Genomic DNA, 18,153 nt, shown 5'->3' on the forward strand with positions numbered 1-18,153 from the left:
GGCACGCCGCCCCCGCTCACAGCATCGGGTCCGGGGTGGCGGCAGCGCCGCCCCGGATACCTTTATAACAGCCTCTTGATCCGGGATTGACGGTCATGCCGCAGCGGCTCGCTTTCGCCACCCTTCTATTGATGTCCTCCACCCTCGTGGCGCCGGCGGTCCTCGCGCAGGCCGGAGGCACCGCGTCGCCGGCCCCCGCCGCGCCGCTGCCCGCGCAGACGTCGACGCCCGCCACCTCCGACGCCAATGGCGCGACGAACCCGCAGAGCGCGGAGCCGACCGCGAACGATCAGCAGGACGCGCCGGTCGAGATTTCCGCGCCGGGCGCAAGCGGCGACAGCGCCGATATCGTCGTCGTCGGCCGCAACATCCCCAATGTCGTGCGCGCCACGCCGCAGATCGTCGCGGTGCTGTCGAGCGCCGACATCGCCCGCACCGGCGAAGGCGACATCGCCGGTGCGCTGACCCGCGTCACCGGCCTGTCGGTGGTCGGCGGCGGCTTCGTCTACGTCCGCGGCCTCGGCGACCGCTATTCGTCGTCGCTGCTCAACGGCTCGCCCCTGCCGTCGCCCGAGCCGCTGCGCCGCTCGGTCCCGCTCGACATCTTCCCGACCACGATCGTCGGATCGGCGCTGGTCCAGAAGACCTATTCGGTGAACTATCCGGGCGAATTCGGCGGCGGCGTCATCAACCTGACGACCAAGGCGATCCCGGACAAGAACTTCATCTCGGCCGGCGCGACCATCTCGGCGGACGACGCGACGACCAGCGAGCTGGGCTACACCTATTACGGCGGCGATGCCGACTGGATCGGCTTCGACGACGGCACGCGCAAGGTGCCCTCGTTCATCAAGAACGCGCCGACCGGCACCGGCATCATCCCAGCGGCGCAGGTCGCGCAGCTGTCGAACGCCTCGACCACGCTGCTCCAGCGCAACAACCAGTTGCCGGCGAACTGGTCGGGCGAGATCAGCGGCGGCTCGGTCTACGACATCGGCGGGTCGCGTCTCGGCGTGATCGCCTCGCTCAGCGCCAGCAACACCTTCCGCACCCGCTCGGCGATTCAGCAGGATACGGTGTCGGCGGACGGCACGCTCCGCAACGATTATCGCACCCTGCTGACCGACAACCGCATCGTCGCCAACGCGCTGATCGGCCTCGGCCTCGAATTCGGCGAGAACACGATCCGCTGGACCAACGTCTATATCCACGACACGCTGAAGCAGGGCCGCGGATCGGCGGCGACGCTGTACAACAACGCCAGCGGCCTGCGTTTCCAGCAGAACACCAACTGGTTCGAGCGTCAGCTGATCGAGAGCCAGCTGGTCGGCGAGTTCAAGCTGACCGACGCGCTCAAACTCGATGGCCGCTTCGCCTATGCCAATTCGAAGCGCAACGCCCCGTACGAGCGCCAGTTCGACTATCTCTGCTCGGCGACCACGTCGAACGGCCTGCCGATCACCAGCGACGGCGGCCAGCAGGCCGAGGGCTTCCAGTGCAACGGCGCCTATCAGGTGTCGCAGCGCTTCACCCCCTTCGCCTCGATCGTGTTCAGCGAGCTGAACGAGGACCTGTTCACCGGCCAGGCCGACGCCTCGTACAAGATCGACGGCGATCGTCCGATCACGCTGTCGGCGGGCTATTTCTACCAGGGGACGGATCGCACGTCGTCGCGGCTCCAGTTCAACTACCAGACCTCGGCGGGCGGCGGCACCGCGCCGGGCTATCCCTACAACCTGCTGCGCCCGGACTATCTGCTCAGCCCGGACGTGCTCAACAACGCCTGCCCGTTGCAGGGCACCGGCGCCTGTACGATCCAGCTGCAGTTCAACACGCCGCTCGGCGCCTATGCCTATGATGCGTCGCTCGACGTGCATGCCGGCTATCTGCAGGCGGAAGCGGAGGCGTTCGATGGCCTGCGCGCGGTGATCGGCCTGCGCTACGAAACCGGCACCGAAAAGGTGACGCCGGTGCAGACCGCGACCACCCGGCTCAAGAACAATTACTGGCTGCCGGCGGCGACGCTGACCTGGAACTTCGCCTCCGACATGCAGCTGCGCGCCAGCGCCGCCAAGACGATCTCGCGTCCGCAGTTCCGCGAGCTAGCACCGCAGCAGTTCCGCGATCCTGATTCGGATCGCCTGTTCTTCGGCAACCCGCTGTTGCAGGACAGCGAGCTGTACAATCTCGAAGCGCGCTACGAATGGTTCTTCAAGCGCGACCAGCGCTTCACGCTGGCGGGCTTCTACAAGCGGATCGACAATCCGATCGAGCAGGTCGGCTTCTACACCGGCGCCGACGACCGGTTGCAGACCGGCTTCACCAACCTGCCCAAGGCGACGCTGTACGGCGGCGAGGTCGAGCTACAGAAATACTTCCGCCTTGCGGACGTGTTCCAGGGCGATTTCTTCGCCACCCGCCGCGCGCTGTTCGTCGCCAACTACACCTACACCAAGTCGAGCATCACCGCGGACGGTTCGTGCGTCCCCAACGTGCTCAACCAGACGCTGGGCGGCTGCCGCACCGGCTTCGGCCCGGCCTCGCTCCAGTTCCGCGACGGCGCGCCGCTGACCGGCCAGTCGGACCATCTGGTCAACGTGCAGATCGGGCTGGAGGACACCGCCTCGCTGTCGCAGATCACGATGCTGTTCAACTATGCCAGCGACCGCGTCACCAACCGCGGCCCGTCGAACCTGTCGGGCGTCGGCTTCCAGCCGGACGTGATCGAGCATCCCGGCATCCGCCTCGACCTCGTCGCGCGGCAGGGCGTCGAGCTTATGGGCGGCAAGTTCGAGATCAAGGCCGAGGCGCGCAACCTGACGCGCACCAAGTATCGCGAGAGCCAGACCTTCCCGAGTGGGAACGAGGTGTTCATCAACAAATACAACCTCGGCCGCGTGTTCAGCCTCGGCGTCAGCGCGACCTTCTAGGTCGCACATCCTCCCCGATACGGGGAGATGGCATCGCGCAAGCGGTGACGGAGGGGGGCTTTCCACGCGCGTGTCGCGGGTGGAAGCCCCCTTTTCATGCCGGGGAGGTCAGCCCCAGGGCAGTTCGCGATACCATTTCGTGATGACGTATTTCACCCCGGCGCGCACCTTCATTCCTTGATGAAGCGTCGCCGGATTGAGCGATCCGTCCGGCCGCCGGTTGTTCCACGCGACCAGCTTGCCCGTTTCCGGCTGAACGATCTTGTCGACTGCCTTGAAGCGGGTCGCGCCACCTGCCTCGGGGGCGTTGAGATAGACCATGACCGTCCAGGTGCGGTTGCCCGCGACAGAGCAATATCGCGCATAATCCGCGCCCTGCGGCTCGAAATAGTCGGTGTGGCCCTTGAACTCCTGCCCGACGGCATAGCGCTGGCCCTGCAACGGCTCGCCGTGCGCAGGGTCGAGGCCGGTGAACATCGCGAGCCGCCGTTCGACCGCCTGCACCACCGGGTCGCCCGCGAACAGGTCGCCCGTCTCGCTGGTCCGGAACGCCGAATCGCCATTGGCGTCGGCGATCGTCGAGGGCCGGCGCACCGCGTCGATCCGCTCGATCAGCGCCGCGCACAATTCCGGCCCGATGAAGTTGCGCGCGAGGAACAGGTCGAGCTTCGGGCTCGGCACCTTTTGCACGCCCGGTTGCGCGAGCAGGCGCGCGGCGATCGGGGCGGGGTCCAGCCCGTTGCCGAGGGGAGGTGAGTCGTTCATGCACCGCATCCTACCGCCACGCGTTCGGCGAGGGGAAGACGCCAGACTATGGACGCGTGCATCTCACCCCTTTGACGCAAAAGCGTAACATGGCATGCGTAGGCGCTAGGGTGCGGGACGGGACTGATACATGCGCTTGAACATCGACGCGCGCACGCGGCGTATCCTGCGCCGCCTGCCCGTCGTGAACGTCTATTCGCTGGCCGAGCTGCTCCTGATCGCAGGGCTGGCGACGCAATGTGCGCGCCTGTTGTGGACGCTGGTGACGCCGGTGTCGCCGCTCGGCGACTGGCGCCCGGCGGAGATCAGTGTGCCGGGCCGCCCCTATGACGTGCTGGCGGGCTTCGATCCCTTCTTCCGGCTGGGCGGCGCGCAGCCGGGCCCGGCCACCGTCACCGCGCTCCAGCTGACCCTGTTCGGCATCCGCGTCGACGAGGCGTCGGGGCGCGGGTCGGCGATCGTCGCGGGCGCGGACAACGTCCAGAAGAGCATCGCGGTCGGCGAGGAGATCCAGCCCGGCGTCCGGCTGAAGGCGGTCGCCTTCGACCATATCACCATCGATCGCGGCGGCACGACCGAGGACCTGTTCCTCGTCCAGTCCGACGCGCCGCAGGGCGGTCCGCCGCCCGGCGTGCCCGCCCCCGCTGGGGCGCTGCCGGTGGTGGGGCAGGCTGCGCCGCCGCCGATCGCCGCCAACCAGATCCGGGGCGAGATCGGTTTCATCCCGCGCATCGACGGCGGCCGCATCTCCGGCCTCGTCGTCCGCCCGCAGGGCACCGGAAACCTGTTCCGCACCGCCGGCCTGCGCGAAGGCGACGTCGTCACCGCGATCGGCGGCCGGCCGGTCACCGGCCCGCAGGACCTCGACCGCGTCACCGCCGATTTCGCCGGCGGCGGCAACATCCCCATCACCGTAGAGCGCGGCACGCAGACGCTGGCGCTCGCCATCACGATCGCGCAAAATCCATGACATTGGCCATGAAGACGCTTGTCCCCGCCCTGATGCTGTCCACCGCCGCGCTGACGCTGCCGGTGCAGGCGGTCGCGCAGACCACGCTAAACGTGCGCGATGCCGATATCCGCGCGTTCATCGCCGATGCCGCGCGGGTGACGGGCCGCACCTTCATCATCGATTCGCGGGTGCAGGGCAAAGTCACCGTCGTCACCGACCGGCCGCTCAGCCGCAGCGAATATTTCGAGGCGTTCCTGTCGACGATGCGCGCCAACGGCCTCGTTGCGGTGCCGACCGGCAACGGCGCGTTCCGCATCCAGCCGATCGACAATGCCGCCTCGCAGCCGAGCCGCGTCGGATCGGCGGGCGCCAGCCGCAACAGCTTCGTCACCGAGATCGTCCGCCTGCGCGCGATCGACGCGACTCAGGCGATCGAGACGGTGCGCCCGCTGGTCAGCGCGCAAGGGTCGGTCAGCGCCAATCGCGGCTCGAACGCGCTCGTCATCGTCGATTTCGCCGACAACATCCGTCGCATCCGCGAGGTGCTGCGCCGCGTCGACAGCGACAATGCCGCGACCCGCGTCGTCGCGCTGAAGAACGCCTCCGCCAAGGAGATTGCGGCGGCGCTGCAGGGTCTCGCCGCCGGGGTTCCGGGCGGGCAGGGGATCGGCGCGCCGGGTGGCGTCGGCAGCAGCGTCACCGCGGTCGACAGCAGCAATTCGGTCATCATCCGCGGCGATGCCAACAGCGTCGCGCGCCTCGTTGCGGTCGCGCAGGACCTCGACCAGAAGGCGAAGAACGGCACGGAGATCCGCGTCGTCTTCCTCGAAAACGCCGATGCGGCACAATTGCTGCCCGTGCTCCAGCAGCTGGTCGGGCAACAGCCGGATGCCGTACAGGAAACGCAGTTGTCGCGGTCGCAGAGCGGCTTCGGCGGCGCCAGCGGAGCGAACACCAACAGCGCCGTCCAGCAGCGCACCGTGACGCAGGCGCCCGTCGCCAGCACCGGCGGCGGCACGAACGGCAGCGGGCAGCCGGCGATCACGACGCAGGGCGGGCGCACCGCCGCGGTCGTCACCCGCTTCCAGGGCGCGAACGCGATCGTCATCGCCGCGCCCGCGGATATCCAGCGGCAATTGTCCGACGTCGTCCGCCAGCTCGACACCCGCCGCGAACAGGTGCTGATCGAGGGGATCGTCGCCGAAGTCTCCGACGCGACCGTCAACCAGCTCGGCGCGCAGTTCATCCTCGCCAACCCGTCGGGCGGGGCGTTCGCCGCCTCGACCTTCTCGAACAGCGCGCCCAACATCCTTCAGATCGCGGGCGCGATCGGTGCGCGCGAACTCGGCCGCAACACGACGACGACGATCGCCAACGGCGTCACGACGACGGTCACCACCAACAACGCCTCCGACCAGCTGACCCAGTCGGCGATCAGCTCGATCATCGGCTCGTCGGGCGGGTTCGGCGGCTTCGGCGGCCAGATCGGCGATTTCATCTTCGGCGCGATCATCAACGCGGTGAAGAGCGACACCACCTCCAACCTGCTCCAGGTCCCGCACCTCGTCACGGTCGACAATCAGGAAGCGCACAGCCTCGTCGGACAGGAAATCCCGATCACCACGGGCCAGGCGCTGTCGAACAATTTCGACAACACCTTCCGCACCACCCAGCGCGAAAACGTCGGCATCGAGCTGACCGCGCGGCCGCAGGTCAATTCGTCGGGCACGGTCAAGCTCAACCTGCGCCTCGAAGTCAGCTCGATCGCCGGTCCGGTGTCGAGCGACAACAGCGACCTGATCCTCAACAAGCGCGAGATCGAGACGACGCTGACCGTCGACGAAGGCCAGATCGCGGTGATGGGCGGCCTGCTGAGCGACGAGGAGCGCCGCACGATCGAGAAGATCCCGCTGCTCGGCGACATTCCGCTGCTCGGCAACCTGTTCAAGTCGAAGGCGAAATCGCGTAACAAGACCAACCTGATGATCTTCATCCGGCCGACGATCCTGCGCAGCGCCGCCGACAGCCGCAAGCTGGCGGAGCAGCGTTATGGCTATCTCCGCCTGCAACAGGGGCTGCAGTCGCCGAACGAGGAACCGTCGATCGACCAGCTGGTCCGCGATTACATGGGCGCCGCCCCGCCGATCCCGTCCGCGCCGATCCCCGGCAACATCGAGGACCCGCGCGTCGCCGTGCCGATCCAGACCAACACGACGAAGGTCATTCGCCCGAGGGACCGGTGAGCATCGCCCGCCACCCGCCGCTATCCCGCCGGTCATCGCGGCAAATGCGGGGACTCATGGGCGCGCCAACACGTGCGTCGACGCCCGCCAACGGCGCTCCGCAATTCTCCCACTCGTCGTCCCGGTCAACGCCGGGACCCATGGATGCGGTAAACCCGGTGTCGGCGCGCATCGCCAGCGTCCCGCAACCATGGATCCCCGCCTGCGCGGGGATGACGGGAAGGGGAGGGCACGGTCTCATGTCGCCCACGACGAGGCTGGGATGCGGCCCCACGTCGCCGTCATCCCCGCTCAGGCGGGGATCCAGACTGGCGAACCCGTTGGATCCATCGCGCCGCTTGCTCCCATGGAATCGCGCCTGCGCGGGAGTGACGGGAAGGGGAGGATGCATTCCCATGTCACCCAAGCCGTCGTGGGTAAACGGCAAGGCCGGGATGACGGCGAGAGCGGGATGCGAACCCATATCACCGTCATCCCCGCGCAGGCGGGGATCCATACTGGCGACCGTCCCGGCTCTATCGCTGGTGATGCGGGTCTCGATTCCCGCCTTCGCGCAAATGGCGATCGAGCGGAGAGGGCGCGCATGATAATCCGCCACGGCTCCGATACCGACACCGAGACGCTGCTGATCGACGTCGCCACCCCGGTCGCCCCCGAACCCTTGCCGATGCTCGCCATCCCCTATGCCTTCGCGCGCAAATTCGGCGTCGTCGTCCAGCATACCGATACCGACGCGCATCTGACCGTCGCGATGCGCGCCGGCGCCGACCCCAAGGCGCTACTCGAGATCCGCCGCTACCTCGCCCGTCCGTTCGACATCGCGATCGTCGAGGCGCCCGCCTTCGACCGCCTGCTCTCCGACAATTATGCGATGGACGGGCAGGCTAACGCGCTCGCCGCGGTCGGCATGGGCGACGAACTCGACAGCCTCGCCGAGGGGCTGCCGACCGCCGAGGATCTGCTCGACACCGCCGACGACGCGCCCGCGATCCGCCTCATCAACGGCATCATCGCCGATGCCGCGCGCAACGGCGTGTCCGACATCCATATCGAGCCCTATGAAACCGGCCTGATCGTCCGCATGCGCATCGATGGCGTGCTGCGCGAGACGCTGCGCATGCCGCCGCACGTCGCCCCCGTCGTCGTCAGCCGGATCAAGGTGATGGCGCGGCTCGACATCGCCGAACGCCGCGTGCCGCAGGACGGCCGCATGGGCCTGACGCTCGGCGGCAAATTGCTCGACGTCCGCGTCTCGACCCTGCCGAGCCGGGCGGGCGAGCGCGTCGTGCTGCGTATCCTCGACAAGGATAACGCCGGCATCGACCTCGATGCGCTCGGCATGGATGCGGGCATGTACGCGCTGCTGCGCGGCGCGCTGTCCGAACCCAACGGCATCATCCTCGTCACCGGCCCGACCGGATCGGGCAAGACCACCTCGCTCTACGGGGCGCTGCGCCTGCTCAACGACGGCAGCCGCAACATCCTGACCGTCGAGGACCCGGTCGAATATGCCGTGGAGGGCGTCGGCCAGACGCAGGTCAATCCGAAGGTCGGGCTGACCTTCGCGGCCGGCCTGCGCGCGATCCTGCGGCAGGACCCCGACGTCGTCATGGTCGGCGAGATCCGCGACCGCGAGACGGCGGAGATCGCGGTGCAGGCGTCGCTGACCGGCCACCTCGTGCTGTCCACCGTCCACACCAACGACGCGATCGGCGCGATCACCCGCATGCGCGACATGAAGGTCGAACCCTTCCTGCTCGCCTCGACGCTGCGCGCGGTGATCGCGCAACGGCTGGTGCGGCGGCTGTGTCCCGTCTGTCGCCGGCCGGTGCCTGCGGCGGGCGGTGTCGCGGCGTTGCTCGGCATCGAACCGGACGCGATCGTCCACGAGGCGGTCGGCTGCGGTGAATGCAACCACACCGGCTTCAAGGGGCGGATCGGCGTGTTCGAGGCGGTGCGCGTCGACGACACGATCCGCCGCTTCATCAACGACGGCACGGATGAAACCGCGATCGCCGCCCACGCCTTCGCCCGCACGCCGAACCTCGCGCAGGCGGCAGAAACCCTGGTGCGCCGGGGCCTGACGACGGCGGAAGAGGCGATCCGCGTGTCGAGACGCGATGCGACCGATCCGGTGGCGGATGATGCGTGATCGACCGCACCCTTCGTCGCCTTCGGCGTCTCTCCCGCTCCCGGTGGGAAGGGTGAGGGCGACCAGTCATGGCTGACTTCGACTATCTCGCCATCGACACCCGCGGGCAGGAGCAGCGCGGCCATGTCGCCGCCGCGACCATCGACGCGGCGCGCTCGACGCTCGACCGGCGCAAGCTCTACGTCGTCCGCCTCGAACCCGGCGCACCGCCCGCCACCACGACCCGACCGCTGTTCGGCATCCGGCTCGGCCGCGGCAAGATGAGCAACAAGCAGCTGACGCTCTTCACCCGCCAGCTCGCCACGCTCAACCGCGTGTCGCCGCTCGAGGAATCGCTGCGCACGATCACCCGCCAGACCGAACAGGACAGCGTCCGCACGATCGTCGCGCAGGTCCATGCCGGCGTCGTCGAGGGCCGCCGCCTCGCCGATTCGATGGCGCGCGAGGCGAAGAGCTTCCCGCCGCTCTACCGCGCGATGGTGTCCGCGGGCGAAAGCTCGGGCAGCCTGCCGACGATCCTCGACCGGCTCGCCGCGTTGCTCGAACGGCAGGCGGAAATCCGCGGCAAGCTCATCACCGCGCTCGCCTATCCGACGATCCTCGCGGTCGTCGCGCTGGGCGTCGTCACCGCGCTGATGATGTTCGTCGTGCCGCAGGTGGTCGAACAGTTCGACACCGTCGGGCAGGAACTGCCTTTGCTCACCCGCGTGGTGATCGGCCTGTCCGATATCCTCGTCGGCTATTGGTGGGTGATGGTGCTCGTCGTCGCGCTGGCGGGGGCAGGGGGCTGGTATGCGTTGCGCGATCCGGCGCTGCGCCTGTCGTTCGACACCGCGGTGCTGCGCATCCCGCTGCTCGGCCGGCTGCTGCGCGACCTCCACGCCGCGCGCATGTCGCGCACGCTCAGCACGATGGTCGCCAGTCGCCTGCCGCTGCTTGAGGGCCTCGCGCTCACCGCGAGCACGATCCACAACCGCCGCCTGCGCGCCGCATCGGACGAGATCGTCGATGCGATCCGCGGCGGCGGCAGCCTGTCGGCGGCGATGCGCCGCACCAACGTCTTCCCGCCGCTGCTGACCTATCTGGCGGCGAGCGGAGAGGCGGCGGGCCGGCTCGACGAGATGCTCGAACGCGCCGCCGATTATCTCGAGCGCGAATTCGACCGCTTCACCGCCACCGCGCTGTCGCTGCTCGAACCCGCGATCATCGTCGTGATGGGCGGCATCGTCGCCACCATCGTGCTATCGATCCTGCTGCCCATCCTCCAGCTCAACACGCTGGCCGGACAATGAGGAAAGTCATGCGTACCGACCCGAAAAAGCCGCATCGTCGCGAAGAGGGCTTCACGCCCATGAGGCGTTCCGCCGAACACGGCTTCACGCTCGTCGAACTGATGGTCGTCATCGTCATCATCGGCCTGCTCGCCGCGATCGTCACCTTCAACGTCCTGCCCGCGGGCGACAAGGGCAAGATCACCAAGGCGAAATCGGACATCAGCACGATCGAGGGCGCGCTGGAGATGTACCGGCTCCAGATGAATACCTACCCGACGACGAGCCAAGGCCTGCAGGCGCTGGTGACCGCGCCGGCCGGCGTCAACGCCGCGGAATACCAGCGCGGCGGCTATATCAAGAAGCTGCCGCCCGATCCCTGGGGCCGCCCGTACCTCTACGCCTCGCCCGGCCAGCACGGCGAGGCCGACGTCTGGAGCCTCGGCGCCGACGGCAAGGACGGCGGCGAGGGCGTCAACGCCGACATCACCAGCTGGCAATAGAATAGGCATGCGCCCGTGCCGCAACGGTTTTACGCTGATAGAGCTGATGGTGGTCGTCACCATCATCGGCCTCGCCGCGGCCGTTGCAGTGTGGAACATGCCCGACCCGCGCGGCCGGGTGGCCGACGAGGCCGCGCGCTTCGCGCTGCGCGCCCGCGCCGCGCACGATGCCGCGATCGTCGAGGCGCGCCCGGTCAGCCTGTGGGTCACCGCCGGCGGTTATGGCTTCGACCGGCGCGCGGCGGGGCAATGGACCGCGATGGCGGAGAAGCCGCTGCGCGTCGAACGCTGGTCCGATGGCACGCAGGCCGCGACCGGCGAGGCGAGCGGCAGGTTGCGCATCGTCTTCGACCCCACCGGCCTCGCCGACCGCGATGCGCAGGTGACGCTCACCCGCAACGGCGCGCGCGCGGTGATCGACATGGCTGCCGACGGCACCGTCCGGATCGCCAGCTGATGCGCCGCAACGGCTTTGGCATGTGGGGGCGTTCCGCCGAGCACGGCTTTACTTTGAGTGGGCGTTCCGCCGAACACGGCTTCACGCTGATCGAGATCATGGTCGCGCTCGCGGTGTTCAGCCTCGCCGTGCTCGCGCTGCTCCGGCTCGAGACGGCGACGATCCGCGGCGCGACGACGCTTGACGACAGCCTCGTCGCTGGCCTCGTCGCGCGCAACGTCGCCAACGACGCGATTACCGAGGCGCAGCCGCCCGTCGCCGGCCGCACCGCTGGCAGCGAGGTCAACGGCGGCAAAAGCTGGAACTGGGTGCGCAACGTCCGCGGCACCGGCAACGCCAGCATCGTGCGTATCGATGTGGCGGTGACCAACCGCAGCGGACAGGTCGTCGGCAAGACCACCGCGATCCGCCCCGCGGACACGCCGTCGTGATGCGGCGCAACCGACACGGTGTCATCGTCGGCGGGCGTTCCGCCGATCACGGCTTCACGCCCGTGAGGCGTTCTGCCGAACACGGCTTCACGCTGGTCGAAGTGATGATCGCGCTGATGATCTTCGGCATGCTCGCCGCGGCGGGGGTGGCGATCCTCACCTTCAGCGTCCGCGCGCAGACCGCGACCGGCAAGCGCTTCGACGATATCGCCGCGCTCAACCGCACCACCGCCCTGCTCTCGGGCGACCTCGGTCAGGCGATCGACCGGCCCGCGCGCGACGAGGGCGGCACCGTCCTCCCCGCCTTCACCGGCGAGGCCGACGGGCAGATCCGCTTCGTCCGCACCGGCTGGGCCAATGTCGACGCCGCCCCCCGCGCCAGCGCGCAGAAGGTCGCCTATGCCGTCCAGGACGCCGCGCTCGTCCGCATCGCCTATCCGATGATCGATGGCGCCGCGCCGCTCCCCCCCGTCACGCTGCTCGACAGGGTCGCCGGTGTCTCCGCCCGCTACCGCTACAAGGGCGCGTGGAGCGATCGCTGGGACGGCACGCAGGGCGCGGCCCTGCCGCAGGCCGCCGAGATCGTCCTGCGCCGCACCGACGGCAGCGCCTTCCGCCTGATGCTGCTGGTCGGCTCCGGCTACGGCCCTGCGCCCCAGCCCAACGGGTTCCCCGGCCCGCAACCCACCGCCACGGCCACCCCCAATGGTCCCTGAGCGCGAACGCGGCGCCGCGCTGCTCACCGTCCTGCTGCTGGTCGCGATGATCGCCGTGCTCGCCGGCACCGCGCTCGAACGGCTGCGCCTCACCACCCGCCTCGCCGGCAACGCGCTCGGCGGCGAGCAGGCGCGCGACTATGCCCGCGCCGCCGAGGCGCTCGCGACCAGCAAGGTTACCGACATGCTCGGGCCCAGCCGCGATCGCGTCACGCTGGCGGGCGGCTGGAGCAACCGCCCGTTCGGCCTGCCGCTCCCCGGCGGCGGCCTCGCCGTCGCGCGCGTCACCGACGGCGGCAATTGCTTCAACCTCAACAGCCTCGTCAGCCGCCAGGGCCCCAATGTCTACAGCTCGACGCAGAGCTTCACCCAGCGCCTCCAGTTCGTCCGCCTGATGCGGCTGGTCGGCGTGCCGGCGCAGGCCGCCGAGCGGATCGCGCCCGCCACCGCCGACTGGATCGATACCGATGCCGACCAGCAGGGCGGCGGCGCCGAGGACCCGGCCTATCTGGCCAAGGCGACGCCCTATCGCACCGCCGGCACGCTGATGGCCGATCCCAGCGAATTGCGCGCGGTCGACGGCGTCACGCCTGAGATCTACGCCAAGCTGCGCCCCTGGATCTGCACCCTGCCGGTCGCGGAAACCTCGCCGATCAACATCAACACGCTGACCCCCGAACAGGCACCGCTGGTCGCGATGCTGTTCGCCGGTACCCTATCGGTCGATGCGGCCCGCGGCATGATCCTGCGCCGCCCGCCGCAGGGCTACAAGGACGCCTCCACCTTCCTCAACTCCGCCGGCAACGGCGCCACGCCGGAGGGCGGCGCGGGCCTCGCGATCACCTCAAAATGGTTCGCGCTCGGGATCGACGTCACCAACGGCACCGCGCGCCTGCAGGAAAGAGCCTTGATCGACGCAAGCACGCTTCCCGCACGGCTCGTGGCACGGCAATGGGGCGACGAATCATGACGACGCTGCTGTTCCTTCCCGCCGCCGCCCAGGGCTATCGCTGGCTGCGCATCGCCGACGACGGTGCGATCACCGAAGGCGAGGGCGTTCCCGCGTCCACCGACGAGCGGATCGTCGCCGTCGCGCCGGCCGAGGCGATGACCCTGCACTGGGCCGAGCTGTCCGCCCGCTCGCCGGCGCAGGCGAACGCCGCCGCCCGGCTGCTGGTCGCGGAGGCGAGCGCGACGCCGCTCGCCGAACTCCACGTCGCGGTCGGTGCGGACGGGGAGGGCGAACGCCCGATCGCGGTCGTCGGCATGGGCGCGATGGCGGGCTGGCTCACCGACCTCGCGCTGCACGGCATCGATCCGGCGGCGATGCTGCCCGCGGCCTTGCTGCTGCCGCGCCCCGACGAGGGCTATGTCCGCGGTATCGTCGCCGGCGCCGCGCTGGTGCGCAGCCGCACCACCGGTTTCGCCGACGAGGCGCGGCTGACCGACATGATCGTCGGCGACGCGCCGATGGCGACGCTCGATCGCGAGGGCCTCGACATCGCGGTCGCCACCGCCGCGGCGACGCCGCCGCTCGACCTGCGGCAGGGACCGTTCGCACGGCGCCGTCGCATCGGCATCGACTGGGCGCTGATCCGCCGGCTCGCCCTGCTCGGCGCCGCGATCCTCGCGGTGACGCTGGCGATCGACCTCGTCCGCATCGCCAAATACAGCTTCGGCGCCGATGCGTTGGAGGCGCGCGCCGAGGCGCTGGGCCGCACCGGACTTGCCCGCGGCGAGACGGTGACCGACGTCGACCGCCAGCTCGACGAGCGGCTGTCGGGGGTACGCGGCCCGGGTCTGGGGTTCAGCACCACCACCGCCGCGGTCTATGCGGCGGTGCGAGCAACGCCCGGTACGGAACTGACATCGCTCGATTTCCAGTCCAACGGCACGTTGCGCATCGGCGTCGGCGCGGCGCGCGAATCGCTGCCGACCGATCTCAAGCGGACGCTGGAGGCCGCGGGCTTCACCGTCACCGCCGGCACCTTCCAGTCCGCCAACGGCAGGGTCACGGGTGAGATGACGGTGGAGCGGCCATGACCGGATTGCGCACATGGTTCGCCGGCCGCGCGCTGCGCGAACGCCGGCTGATCCTCGTCATGCTGGCGCTGCTGGCGGTGACGATCGTCTGGGGCGGGATCATCCTGCCCGTCCGCGATGGCCTGTCGAGCGCGCGCGAACGCCATGCCGATGCGGTGGTGCGGCTCGGCGCGACGCAGGCGGAGGTCGAGCTGATCCGCGCCGCCGGCCGCCGCGTGCCGCTCACCGGCAGCCTCGCCGACACGCTGCGGCTGCGCGCGGAGGCGGCGGGCTTCGCGCTGGCGAGCGTCGAGGACAGTGCCGGCGGCCGCGTCCATGCGACGATCCAGGCGGCGAAGCCCGCGGTCCTCGGCCGCTGGTTCGCCGGGCTTGAGGCGAACGGCATCCTCGTCGAATCGGCGGCATGGCGCGACAATGCCGACGGCAGCGTCGCCGCCGATTTCGTCGTCCGGGCGCGCGCGTCGTGAGGCGCATCCGTCTCGCCACCGGGCCTGCCGCGCTGTTCGGCGGGCTCATGCTGGTCGCGTTGCTCGTCTTCCTGCCGATGCGGCTGGTGCTCGGCTGGGCCGGCCTCGGCGATCAGGGGTTCAGCGCGCGCACCGTGTCGGGCAGTATCTGGGCCGGGCGGCTCAACGAGGCGCGCTTCGGCGACCTCGCCCTCGGCTCGCTCGACGCCAGCGTATCGCCCTTCGCCCTGCTGATCGGCCGCGCGCGCATCGCGCTCGACGGCGATCCCGGCCTGCTCCACGGCGCGATCACGCTCAGCCGGCACGGGCAGGGGGTGGACGACATGACCGCGACGCTGCCCACGGGCCGCGCCTTCGCGCCGCTGCCGGTGACCGAACTCGGCCTCGAGAACGTCACGGTCCATTTCGTCGACGACACCTGCGACAGGGCGGAGGGCCGCATTCGCGCGAAACTGGTCGGCGAGGCGGCGGGCGTCGCGCTGCCGTCGGAGCTGTCGGGCATCGCGCGCTGCGACGGCGGCACCCTGCTGCTCCCGCTCGCCAGCCAGGCGGGGACGGAGAGCATCGAGCTGCGCATCACCGGCGCCGGCCGCTACACCGCCGCGCTCCGCATCGCCCCCTCCGACCCGACCGCTGCCCAACGCCTCGCCGCCGCGGGGTTCGTCGCCGGGCAGGGCGGTTACCGCCTGTCGATCGAGGGCCGGTTCTAGGGCGCGCTGATCGCACGCGACATCACCCTGCGCCGCCTTCGGCGTTTATCCCTCTCCCGCCGGGCGCGCCGGGCACACAGCGCGGGAAGGAGCGGCGTAGCTGCGCAAGGGTAAGGCCAGTGCCTCCTGTGTGGCCCGTCCTTCGTTTTTCTCCTTCGCAACCCCGCCTTCCGTCTTGACGCACCGCCTCCACCCCCGCTAGGGGCGCAGCCTTCGCGGCGACCGTAGTTCAATTGGTTAGAGCGTCGGCTTGTGATGCCGGAAGTTGCGGGTTCAAGTCCCGTCGGTCGCCCCATTTTTTCACCCGATTGCATGATGTACCGCCCGACGTGGCGCCGGTGTCATCGGGACTAGCCAAAGCGGCTGCGAAATAATATTACCGCCGCTCGCAATATTCAGCCAAGCGGAGCAGGCCATGACCTCGGTGTGGGATCTTCCCGATTTCGACAGCCATGAAGGCGTCCATACCTTCACCGATCGCGAATCGGGCCTGCGCGCGATCATCGCCGTCCATTCCACCCATCTCGGCCCGGCTGCGGGCGGTGCCCGCTTCTGGCATTATGCCTCGGGCGACCAGGCGGTCACCGATGCGCTGCGTCTGTCGCGCGGCATGAGCTTCAAGAATGCGATGGCCGGCCTCGCCCTGGGCGGCGGCAAGGGCGTCATCCTCGCCGACCAACCCGGCGCGGTCATCGGCGAGGAGCGGCTGAGGGCGTTCGGCCGCGCGGTCGAATCGCTCGGCGGCCGTTATGTCACCGCGGAAGACGTCGGCATGTCCGAAGCGCGCATGAAGGTGATCGCGGGCGAGACGAAATACGTCAGCGGCCTGCCCGTCGAAAGCGGCGCGGCCGGCGGCGATCCCGGCCCTTACACGGCGCACGGCGTCTACCTCGGCGTCCGCGCCGCGGCGAAGCGCGGCCTCGGCACCGACGACATGCGCGGCGTCCATGTCGCGATCCAGGGCGTCGGCTCTGTCGGCGGCGGGCTTGCCCGCCTGCTGGCGAAGGACGGCGCGCGCCTGACCCTCGCCGACGTCGATGCGGAGCGGGCGAAGGCGCTCGCCGCGGAACTCGGCGCGGAAACGGTCGCCGCCGGTGCGATCCTCGGCGTCGAGGCGGACATCTTCAGCCCCAATGCTTTGGGCGCGATCCTCACCGAAGCGACGATCCCGACGCTGGTGGCGAAGGTCGTTGCCGGCGGCGCGAACAACCAGCTCGCGACGCGCGAGGATTACGACCGCCTCCACGCCCGTGGCATCCTCTACGCGCCCGATTACGTCATCAACGCCGGCGGCATCATCAACGTCGGCCTCGAATATCTCGGCCAGGGCGACGAGGCCGAGGTCATGGCGCGCATCGCCAGAATCCCGGCGCGCCTCGACGAGGTCTGGGACGAGAGCGAACGCACCGGCCGCCCCGCGGCGGAGGTCGCCGACATGATCGCGCAAAGGCTGATCGGCCGCGGCTAAAGCAGTCCGCCGGTTCTCCCTCGCGGAACGGGGAGAACCGGTCGCGGACAGCGCATCGAAAACGCCCTTGGGCGCGCACGTGTGGGACACTCCGTCCCGGTGCGAATTCGCGCGAAAACCGAAACGACAGTCCGGGATGGGTCCCGTCGGTGTGTTCCTGTCGCCCAGACCGGCCATCATCGTCGACCGCGACCACCAACGCAGGTGACGCCGCCCGCAAAGCTTCGTATGGCGGACGCAGCCGTGTCGACCCTTCATGCCCTTGCCAACCCTGCGCGTTTCCTCAAGCTCGCCCGTCCCCTGACGCCGGCGCTGCTGGTCGGCGGCTGGCTGCTGCTTGCGATCGGCTGCTGGGCGGGACTGACGCAGACGCCGCCCGACTATCTGCAGGGCGAGAGCGTCCGCATCCTCTACATCCACGTTCCCGCCGCCTGGCTCGGCATGGGCGGGTGGAGCGGCCTCGCGATCAGCAGCATCGCCTTCCTCGTTTGGCGCCATCCGCTCAGCCATCTCGCCGCGCGCGCGATCGCGCTGCCCGGCGCGACCTTCGCCGCGGTCTGCCTCGTGACGGGGTCGATCTGGGGCCGGCCGACCTGGGGGACGTGGTGGCAATGGGACGGGCGGCTGACCTCGATGCTGCTGCTCTTCTTCGTCTATTGCGGCTATATGGCGCTCGCCCGCGCCGATGCCGATCGCGGCGGCGACGGCCGGATCCCGGCGCTCTACGGCATCGCCGGCACCGTGCTGCTGCCGATCATCCGCTATTCGGTGATCTGGTGGAACACGCTGCATCAGGGCCCGTCGATCGGCCTGACTCGGTCGAGCATCGCCGGCAGCATCCTGTGGCCGCTGGGCTTCACCATGGCTGGCTTCACCCTGCTGTTCGCCGCCATCGTGCTGATGCGGATGCGCACCGCACTGGCGCGGGTGAAGGCCGAGGCGCGGCTGCGGCGGATGGCACGCGCATGAACGCCTGGCCGTTCATCGCCGCCGCCTATGCCGTCACGATCGGCGCCGCCGCGGTGCTGACCCTCGTCAGCTATGT

The 18,153-nt window shown here is 69.6% G+C and carries 16 protein-coding genes and 1 tRNA gene; 16 read left to right on the plus strand and 1 reads right to left on the minus strand.

What is annotated here, in order from left to right; translation table 11 throughout:
• The first annotated feature begins 95 nt into the window (after nt 1-95).
• Nucleotides 96-2,930, plus strand: coding sequence for a TonB-dependent receptor domain-containing protein (locus B2515_RS16040; RefSeq protein WP_293878048.1), 2,835 nt, complete (start codon nt 96-98; stop codon nt 2,928-2,930).
• Between the two features lie 108 nt (nt 2,931-3,038).
• Here B2515_RS16040 and B2515_RS16045 read toward each other — a convergent pair whose 3' ends face one another.
• Complete coding sequence (locus B2515_RS16045; RefSeq protein ID WP_293878050.1) at nt 3,039-3,695, minus strand: prolyl hydroxylase family protein; 657 nt, start codon at nt 3,693-3,695, stop codon at nt 3,039-3,041.
• A gap of 130 nt (nt 3,696-3,825) precedes the next feature.
• Here B2515_RS16045 and B2515_RS16050 point away from each other — a divergent pair, with 130 nt between their 5' ends.
• The 15 genes from B2515_RS16050 (at nt 3,826) to ccmC (ending at nt 18,077) form a co-directional block, all read left to right on the plus strand.
• Nucleotides 3,826-4,665 (plus strand): type II secretion system protein N, encoded by an 840-nt coding sequence (locus B2515_RS16050; RefSeq protein WP_293878052.1) that lies wholly within the window; start codon nt 3,826-3,828, stop codon nt 4,663-4,665.
• An 8-nt stretch (nt 4,666-4,673) separates the two neighbouring features.
• Nucleotides 4,674-6,890 carry a type II secretion system secretin GspD gene (gene gspD, locus B2515_RS16055; RefSeq protein ID WP_293878054.1) on the plus strand — a complete coding sequence of 739 codons (2,217 nt, stop codon included), beginning with the start codon at nt 4,674-4,676 and terminating at the stop codon, nt 6,888-6,890.
• A gap of 667 nt (nt 6,891-7,557) precedes the next feature.
• The gene (locus tag B2515_RS16060; RefSeq protein WP_349676260.1) at nt 7,558-9,042 is read left to right on the plus strand and encodes a GspE/PulE family protein; all 1,485 of its coding nucleotides are present in this window, start codon (nt 7,558-7,560) and stop codon (nt 9,040-9,042) included.
• A 68-nt stretch (nt 9,043-9,110) separates the two neighbouring features.
• A complete protein-coding gene (gene gspF, locus B2515_RS16065; protein ID WP_293878058.1) occupies nt 9,111-10,334 on the plus strand; it encodes a type II secretion system inner membrane protein GspF in 1,224 nt (407 codons plus the stop codon).
• Nucleotides 10,335-10,342: 8 nt separating this feature from the next.
• A complete protein-coding gene (gene gspG, locus B2515_RS16070; protein ID WP_293878060.1) occupies nt 10,343-10,816 on the plus strand; it encodes a type II secretion system major pseudopilin GspG in 474 nt (157 codons plus the stop codon).
• Nucleotides 10,817-10,823: 7 nt separating this feature from the next.
• Complete coding sequence (locus tag B2515_RS16075) at nt 10,824-11,273, plus strand: GspH/FimT family pseudopilin (protein ID WP_293878062.1); 450 nt, start codon at nt 10,824-10,826, stop codon at nt 11,271-11,273.
• A 53-nt stretch (nt 11,274-11,326) separates the two neighbouring features.
• On the plus strand, nt 11,327-11,704 hold the full coding sequence (gene gspI / locus B2515_RS16080) for a type II secretion system minor pseudopilin GspI (RefSeq protein WP_349676255.1): 378 nt from the start codon (nt 11,327-11,329) through the stop codon (nt 11,702-11,704).
• 62 nt (nt 11,705-11,766) lie between these two features.
• Complete coding sequence (gene gspJ, locus B2515_RS16085) at nt 11,767-12,420, plus strand: type II secretion system minor pseudopilin GspJ (protein ID WP_293878066.1); 654 nt, start codon at nt 11,767-11,769, stop codon at nt 12,418-12,420.
• On the plus strand, nt 12,410-13,390 hold the full coding sequence (gspK, locus tag B2515_RS16090; RefSeq protein WP_293878068.1) for a type II secretion system minor pseudopilin GspK: 981 nt from the start codon (nt 12,410-12,412) through the stop codon (nt 13,388-13,390). The genes gspJ and gspK overlap by 11 nt, the downstream gene beginning before the upstream one ends.
• A complete protein-coding gene (gene gspL, locus B2515_RS16095) occupies nt 13,387-14,463 on the plus strand; it encodes a type II secretion system protein GspL (protein ID WP_293878070.1) in 1,077 nt (358 codons plus the stop codon). The genes gspK and gspL overlap by 4 nt, the downstream gene beginning before the upstream one ends.
• On the plus strand, nt 14,460-14,930 hold the full coding sequence (gene gspM / locus B2515_RS16100) for a type II secretion system protein GspM (RefSeq protein ID WP_293878072.1): 471 nt from the start codon (nt 14,460-14,462) through the stop codon (nt 14,928-14,930). The genes gspL and gspM overlap by 4 nt, the downstream gene beginning before the upstream one ends.
• Complete coding sequence (gspN, locus tag B2515_RS16105; RefSeq protein WP_293878074.1) at nt 14,927-15,640, plus strand: type II secretion system protein N; 714 nt, start codon at nt 14,927-14,929, stop codon at nt 15,638-15,640. Before gspM ends, gspN begins: the two co-directional genes overlap by 4 nt.
• Before the next feature lie 218 nt (nt 15,641-15,858).
• Nucleotides 15,859-15,935: transfer RNA gene (locus B2515_RS16110), tRNA-His, on the plus strand.
• 120 nt (nt 15,936-16,055) lie between these two features.
• Nucleotides 16,056-17,108 carry a Glu/Leu/Phe/Val dehydrogenase family protein gene (locus tag B2515_RS16115; protein ID WP_293878076.1) on the plus strand — a complete coding sequence of 351 codons (1,053 nt, stop codon included), beginning with the start codon at nt 16,056-16,058 and terminating at the stop codon, nt 17,106-17,108.
• Between the two features lie 243 nt (nt 17,109-17,351).
• Nucleotides 17,352-18,077, plus strand: a complete 726-nt coding sequence (ccmC, locus tag B2515_RS16120) for a heme ABC transporter permease CcmC (protein WP_293878077.1) — start codon at nt 17,352-17,354, stop codon at nt 18,075-18,077.
• Nucleotides 18,078-18,153 lie beyond the last annotated feature (76 nt).

The sequence above is a fragment of the Sphingomonas sp. UBA978 genome, from assembly GCF_002292295.1.
Classification (GTDB): Bacteria; Pseudomonadota; Alphaproteobacteria; order Sphingomonadales; family Sphingomonadaceae; genus Sphingomonas.